The 6,245-nt window shown below is 35.5% G+C and carries 7 protein-coding genes and 1 pseudogene; 5 read left to right on the forward strand and 3 right to left on the reverse strand.

Features of this window, described 5'->3' with window-relative positions; all coding sequences use genetic code 11:
• Positions 1-92: 92 nt before the first annotated feature.
• The 3 genes from RVS70_RS17065 to RVS70_RS17075 all read left to right on the forward strand — a co-directional run bounded on the left by RVS70_RS17065 (position 93) and on the right by RVS70_RS17075 (position 1,505).
• On the forward strand, positions 93-290 hold the full coding sequence (locus tag RVS70_RS17065; RefSeq protein WP_021288643.1) for a cold shock domain-containing protein: 198 nt from the start codon (positions 93-95) through the stop codon (positions 288-290).
• 220 nt (positions 291-510) lie between these two features.
• Positions 511-1,197 carry a class I SAM-dependent methyltransferase gene (locus tag RVS70_RS17070; RefSeq protein ID WP_026682715.1) on the forward strand — a complete coding sequence of 229 codons (687 nt, stop codon included), beginning with the start codon at positions 511-513 and terminating at the stop codon, positions 1,195-1,197.
• On the forward strand, positions 1,197-1,505 hold the full coding sequence (locus RVS70_RS17075) for a hypothetical protein (protein WP_121604516.1): 309 nt from the start codon (positions 1,197-1,199) through the stop codon (positions 1,503-1,505). The genes RVS70_RS17070 and RVS70_RS17075 overlap by 1 nt, the downstream gene beginning before the upstream one ends.
• Positions 1,506-1,843: 338 nt before the next feature.
• On the opposite strand, the gene RVS70_RS17080 is transcribed toward RVS70_RS17075, so the two are convergent.
• On the reverse strand, positions 1,844-2,734 hold the full coding sequence (locus tag RVS70_RS17080) for an NAD(P)-dependent oxidoreductase (protein ID WP_121604517.1): 891 nt from the start codon (positions 2,732-2,734) through the stop codon (positions 1,844-1,846).
• A 190-nt stretch (positions 2,735-2,924) separates the two neighbouring features.
• On the opposite strand from RVS70_RS17080, the gene RVS70_RS17085 reads away from it, so the two are divergent.
• Positions 2,925-3,374 carry a GNAT family N-acetyltransferase gene (locus tag RVS70_RS17085; protein ID WP_205389548.1) on the forward strand — a complete coding sequence of 150 codons (450 nt, stop codon included), beginning with the start codon at positions 2,925-2,927 and terminating at the stop codon, positions 3,372-3,374.
• Positions 3,375-4,002: 628 nt separating this feature from the next.
• Here the strand turns inward: RVS70_RS17085 and RVS70_RS17090 are convergent.
• Both RVS70_RS17090 and RVS70_RS17095 read right to left on the reverse strand, forming a co-directional pair.
• A complete protein-coding gene (locus tag RVS70_RS17090) occupies positions 4,003-4,545 on the reverse strand; it encodes a DUF4352 domain-containing protein (RefSeq protein WP_321134182.1) in 543 nt (180 codons plus the stop codon).
• 23 nt (positions 4,546-4,568) lie between these two features.
• Positions 4,569-4,913, reverse strand: a complete 345-nt coding sequence (locus tag RVS70_RS17095) for a DUF4064 domain-containing protein (protein ID WP_026682710.1) — start codon at positions 4,911-4,913, stop codon at positions 4,569-4,571.
• Positions 4,914-5,590: 677 nt separating this feature from the next.
• On the opposite strand from RVS70_RS17095, the pseudogene RVS70_RS23425 reads away from it, so the two are divergent.
• A pseudogene (locus RVS70_RS23425) lies at positions 5,591-5,809 on the forward strand (ORF6C domain-containing protein); the annotation flags it as partial.
• Positions 5,810-6,245: the final 436 nt, after the last annotated feature.

Consider the following 6,245-nt stretch of genomic DNA (forward strand, 5'->3'; position numbering starts at 1 on the left):
AATAATACTTTACGATCTCTTTATCAAAGTAGGTGTAAAAGTATTTATGATTCAATTACTTTGCACGATATTTGTATAAGGAGGTCATTTTAATGACTGGTAAAGTAAAATGGTTCAACGCTGAAAAAGGCTTCGGTTTCATCGAGCGTGAAGATGGCGACGATGTATTCGTTCATTTCTCTGCTATCCAAGCAGAAGGTTTCAAAACACTTGAAGAAGGTCAAGACGTTGAATTTGAAATCGTAGAAGGTAACCGCGGACCACAAGCAGCTAACGTTACTCGTCTATAATAGATGAAATAAAGGGTTTATCTCATTCCGTGAGGTAAACCCTTTTTTATAGGCTAGAAAATTATAAAATTTGACCTGTGGATAAATTTGGGCGTGTTGAGCCGCGTCCAGTTCCAGCGCCCAGAAACGAGGCGACTTCACGAATCGCCCTACGTTTCTAATCGGGCGCTTGCGCTTTTATGCTACAAATATCTATAATTGGATCAAAAGGAGAGAGCGGATGAAACGCTTTGATTGGAGTAAGGAAGCGGCAGTTCTGTGGGATGATCAGGCAGATTTTTGGAATAAGCGTAGCAAGAATATGTGGGAATCAGGCAGTCGTCATCAAATCGTACCTTTTATCAAAAAGCACAGTAAACCAAATTGCCAACAACTATTAGATATTGGTTGCGGTGATGGATATGGGGCATATAAGCTTTACAAAGAAGGGTACCGAGTTACAGGAATGGATTTATCCAAAAAAATGATCGACTATGCTCAATCACAGCTTCCCGATGAAATTACATTCATTCATGGAGACATAAATCAATTGCCATTTGATGATTCCGCTATGGATGGTATTATGGCAATCAATGTATTAGAGTGGACAGAAAATCCAGACAAGGCATTAGACGAATTAAAACGTGTTGTGCGGGAGGATGGATTCCTATGTGTTGGGATTTTAGGACCTACAGCAGGTCCCAGATTAAATAGCTTTCCGCGATTACATAATCAAAAATCCATTTGTAATACGATGATGCCTTGGGAGTTTCAGAAACTTTGTGAAGAGAAAGGCTTGCAATATATGGATGGATATGGAGTCTATAAACAAGGGGTAAACAAAGCCCATTATAATGACTTACCACTTGAGTTAAAACAGGCATTGTCATTTTCCTGGATATTTTTAATGAGAAATGTTGGTGAATAATGGAGCATAGAGATAAAGAAAATAAAGTTGTCAAACGATATCAGCAAGATGAACAGATGATGATACTTATTTATGCACAATGGTGTGTCAATCATAATCTAAGCCCAACCGCATTGTATAGGCAGGCATATCCTGATCAATGGGAGAATGAAGCATTAGCAGATGCTCTTTCATTAACTGTACCGAAAGAAGATGAACAGGAGATCTCCACAGACACAGTACTTCAAGTTCTGCAGTTATTTGGCAATGATGACCTTGGCTTTATCGTTCAACAGGAGGCAAATAAATTAAAAAACGATAGATCATAAAATTATGATTAAAAAGGATAATGAAAATTTTCTGAAAAACATATCTCCTCCATTAAAGTAATTTGCAAGAAGAGGTGGAGGAAAGTGCGTTTTAATCCAAGTAGAAAATCGAACAAGAAATGATGGTTCATGTAACGGAGTGCTAAGGAAATTTATGCTGCTTTCTTTAGGAGGCTGGTAAGCCTCCTAAAGTTGACCGTACTCTGAGACTTCATCGAAGCTTTCCCTCCCTTAGAAGAAGGAAGGCTTCGCCAGCAATACAGCGCACGCAGAAAAGCGCTCATCTTTTTCAAAGAGTCTACGGATATTTCAGTATCCTATCCTTACTATTCGGTTGGTTATTCAAATAGTTTAATTAGTGCCTGTGTTCCACTATCGGCTTCACCTTTTTCCTCTAGCTCCTCGTATAGTTGGAGTGATAGCTTCAACCCATGCGTTTTAAGTCCAATTTCTTCTGCGGTTTCTAAGGCAATCTTCATGTCTTTAATAAAATGTTTTACAAAGAATCCAGGAGAATAATCCTCTTTTATCATACGTGGTGCTAGGTTAGACAAAGACCAACTACCGGCTGCACCAGTAGTTATACTAGTAAGAACCCTCATTGGATCAAGACCAGCTTTTTTTGTGTATGCGACTGCTTCACATACGCCAATCATATTTGAAGCTATTGTGATTTGATTGGCAAGCTTGGTATGTTGTCCAGCACCAGCTTTTCCTTGGAGAACTATATTTTCTCCCATAACTTGGAAAAGTTCAAATACTTTATCAAATGCCTCTGTTTCACCGCCAATCATAATAGCAAGCTTCCCATTTTTTGCTCCAATATCACCGCCTGAAACAGGAGCATCTAATGCATGGCAGTCTTTTTCCCTAGCTTCTTCGGCTATTTTTACTGCTAAAGAAGGCTTTGAAGTTGTCATGTCAATCAAGTATGTGCCTTTTGATATATAATTTAAAATGCCTTCTTTTCCAAAGTAAATAGCCTCAACATCTTTAGGATACCCTACCATCGTAATAATGATGTCGGATGATTGAGCTAGTAATGCGGGTGAATCTTGCCAAGTTGCACCAGCCTTTAGTAATTGCTCAGCCTTCGATTTGGTTCTGGTATAGATGGAAAGATTATATCCCGCTTGAATTAGATTAAGCGCCATGCTTTTTCCCATTACACCAATACCAATAAATCCAATATTCATATCTTTTGTATTCAAATTGACTTCTCCCTTCATCTTTTTCTTTATTCATCTCATTCGACAGCAACCATTCAATATCCTCTTTTAAAATACCCCATATAAAATGGAATTACGAAGTGATTTTCTAACTGACTAAAACTGTAAAAACACATTTCTGCATGAAGTATCACTCTATTTTGTGTAAAATAATATCAACCAAATGTCTGCATGATGAGGAGGAACTAGTATGCATTGGCTAAAGCGTACGTTCCATGAACTAACTAACGACGAGCTTTATCAAATCTTGAAAGCGAGAACGGATATATTTGTTGTAGAGCAAGCTTGTGCTTATCCAGAGTTGGATAATTATGATCAACACTGCGTTCATTATTGCTTAAAAACAGACGAAGGAAAGGTTATTGCTTATGCTCGGGTTTTGCCAGCGGGAAGTAAATATGCTGAGACATCCATTGGGCGGGTTCTGGTCGTTGAAGCATATCGTGGAAAAGGATATGGTAATGAGCTAATGGAGTATATAATTGGAGCTTTAGAAGAAGAAAAAACGAAAATAATTAAAATTCAAGCTCAGCTTTATTTAAAAGCATTTTATGAATCATTTAAGTTTAAACAAATATCGTCGCCATATCTTGAGGATGGAATTTGGCATATTGATATGATATGGGCAAACGATTACTAAGATCGTTGATACATAAGCTTTTTAAAGTTCCAGAAAATAGATTTTAGTTAAAAATGTCACATAAAAGTCACGAAATTTTTAAAAAAGCTATTTTTTAGAGCAAATCATCAAATTTTCCTTTGATTTTGTCAGAGGAATTTTCTTTCATCTTTTTAGTAACATGTGTATTCTTTTTTCACCAAATGAGTAATCTGATAAATAATGCAAAAGCGAATGTAAAACCCATGAACATGGAAAGTTGGCCATTTTCATCCCTTTTTCTCGATATAAAGACAGATCCTATAATTGGATGAATTTCAGATAATAGAAATTCCAAGGTTTAAGTAGAGGCTGGGGCAAAAACACAACTTCTTTACTTAAAATACGAATAATTATATTATCAATAGGAGTATCATCGCCGTACCGTGAAAATATACGCGCTTTCCACGGGAACGGCTTCAGCTAACGTGGTAAAGAAAAACACGTTACCACGTTGATCTTCGGTTTCGTGCTGTTCCCGCCGGAGTCTCGCTTATTTTAGGTGCTAAATGAATGATTCTGATCAAAAAACGAACGATAATTAGTTTAAACTAATTATCGTTCGTTTTTGATGTTTCTTCATTCGTTTGTCTCTGCCTCTAAAAGACAGTTATTTGCTTAATTTTTCAGCTGGTATTTTCCAAATTGCTTTACCAGATTTAAAAGGATCAGAAAAATGTAATTCATAACTATCTGATTCAGGAACATCAAAAGGAATTTCACCTCTTAGTGTTCCGCCCGGTTCTATAGTTCCATCAAATTGCGCTTTAACGCCTTCTGTTAATATCGTTGTTGTATATGAATAACCATCCACGTCTTTTAGTTCAATGTTCATCATAGAGGACATGGTTTGTTCTTCGTCAGTATTATTTTCAGCTGTTAGATTAACTACTACAAATTGGTCATTTTCTGGTTCGTCAAAATCTCCACCTGGTTCAATTCTTGCCTCGTTCAGAGTTATTTTCATGCCATCAAATTCAACGGCATCGCCAATTGCTAGTTCTTGTGTCTTTGGTTTTTCTTTTTTGTCTGCGGAATCATCACTAGTTTTTTCTCCGTCATCTGCGCCAGCTTCTTTGATTTCTGCCTCACCACAAGCTACTAACATAAAAATTAATACTAATGGAAACGATAACAATAAAATCTTTTTCAATATAATTGCCCCCTTTTGTTTGCTTATGCAGCCATTTTATTTTCTTTGTCTTTTTTAAATACTCCCATTAATCCGGCGATACCTATCATTATTGCTGAAACTAAATAGAACATAGAGATACTTATCAAACCGCCTATAGCGGAAATCAATAACAATATGCCCCCAACTTTAGCCTTCGATCTAACCACAACTGAACCAACAATAGCTAGTGCAGAAAATAGAAATCCTGCCCAACCTAGACCAATGACTTCGCTTGTACCAGATTCACTAAATGCGGCATCAACTCCACCGATGAATAAAGCCATAATAGATGCAATAAATCCAAAAATACCTCCAATTAGTCCTAGTACAAATTCAGTAGTACGCATGCATACTCCCCCCTTTGAGAATTTAGTTTTATATGTAATCCATACAAATGTATGCTAAATTATATACATTTGCATAGTGATTACCCTATTCATCAAACTCCTTGAATGTTTCCCATATTTTTTTTAATCGTCTTAAATCTTCTTCTTTATTTTTTGGAAGCTGTCTGTACCATCTTTCTAATGATGGGTTGTTACGGAAAGCTTTGAATGATTATCTCTTATCTAATATAACATTATTGCAGAAATAGGAAAATAAATTGCCAAATATGCATAATGTTTATCGGTATTGCGATTAATGCAATGTATATTTTAGTGAATAACTTACGAAAAAAGCAATATAAGAAGGTGTCAAAATAAAAAAATAAACCTTGAGAAAATCAAACTACTTTGTAAAGAAAACAAATTGCCTCAACGTGATATGGCAGAGTTAATCGGATTGAAAACACTATATCTTTACCGATAAGAATCAGGTCATCAATCATTTTTAGAAGAAATACACACCATTACAGAATTTTTCAATTTACCTGTTGGATATTTTTTAGTAATGACATTGCTAAACATGCAATAAAAAATTAATTAGGAGAGAATCAAATGAATTCGTCCATGTTTCTTAATTACTAAAAAAGGTTGTGACATGGTAGTCAACAGTTCTATCAGATAAAGAGCAACTCAAGGCTTTTATCAAACTATCTATTGAACACAATGAAAAGATCGAACAGCCTTATGAGCGCATTACAAACCTTGAAGAAACTATGCGTGCAGACGGAGCGCAAGAACTCACTCTTAACAAAGAAGGCAAACGAGTTGTTATAGAAGCGCTAGGTGGTAAATCATCACCTCCATATAAAAATATGGCTTTCAAAGTATTTTCAGCTAAGTTCTCCCTTTTTGGCTAGTATTTACGTTTTTTTAGAAAAGTTTTTGCTTATTCCTAATATTTCAGCTTTCAGCCGTTTCAACAGTAGAAAGTAAATTCCCCAAATAGTTAGAAAGTATTCTTCATCTAGAGTGATATGGAAAAGGTTGAATGCTTAATTAATAATGCTCTATTATATCGATAACCTATGAAAGAAATCATTAGTTATTATTTAAATATTTGATAATTTAAATAATATTTAAATTTCATGGAATTTAATGTATATTTCGTAATTAATGTAATAAATTTCTAAATGAGGGTTAATAAGGTAATTTATTCGAAATAATAAATAGGAGCATTCCTGTAATGAAGAAATTTGAGGGTTGAACAAAAAAGAGCCCCCTTGGTATAGTACAGGGTGTCAATGCGCATTGACCCCGAAATTAATAAATACCAAGGAGAGGTCTCACTATGAA

Source organism: Virgibacillus sp. M23, from assembly GCF_034190895.1.
Taxonomy (GTDB): Bacteria; Bacillota; Bacilli; order Bacillales; family Amphibacillaceae; genus Virgibacillus; species Virgibacillus salarius.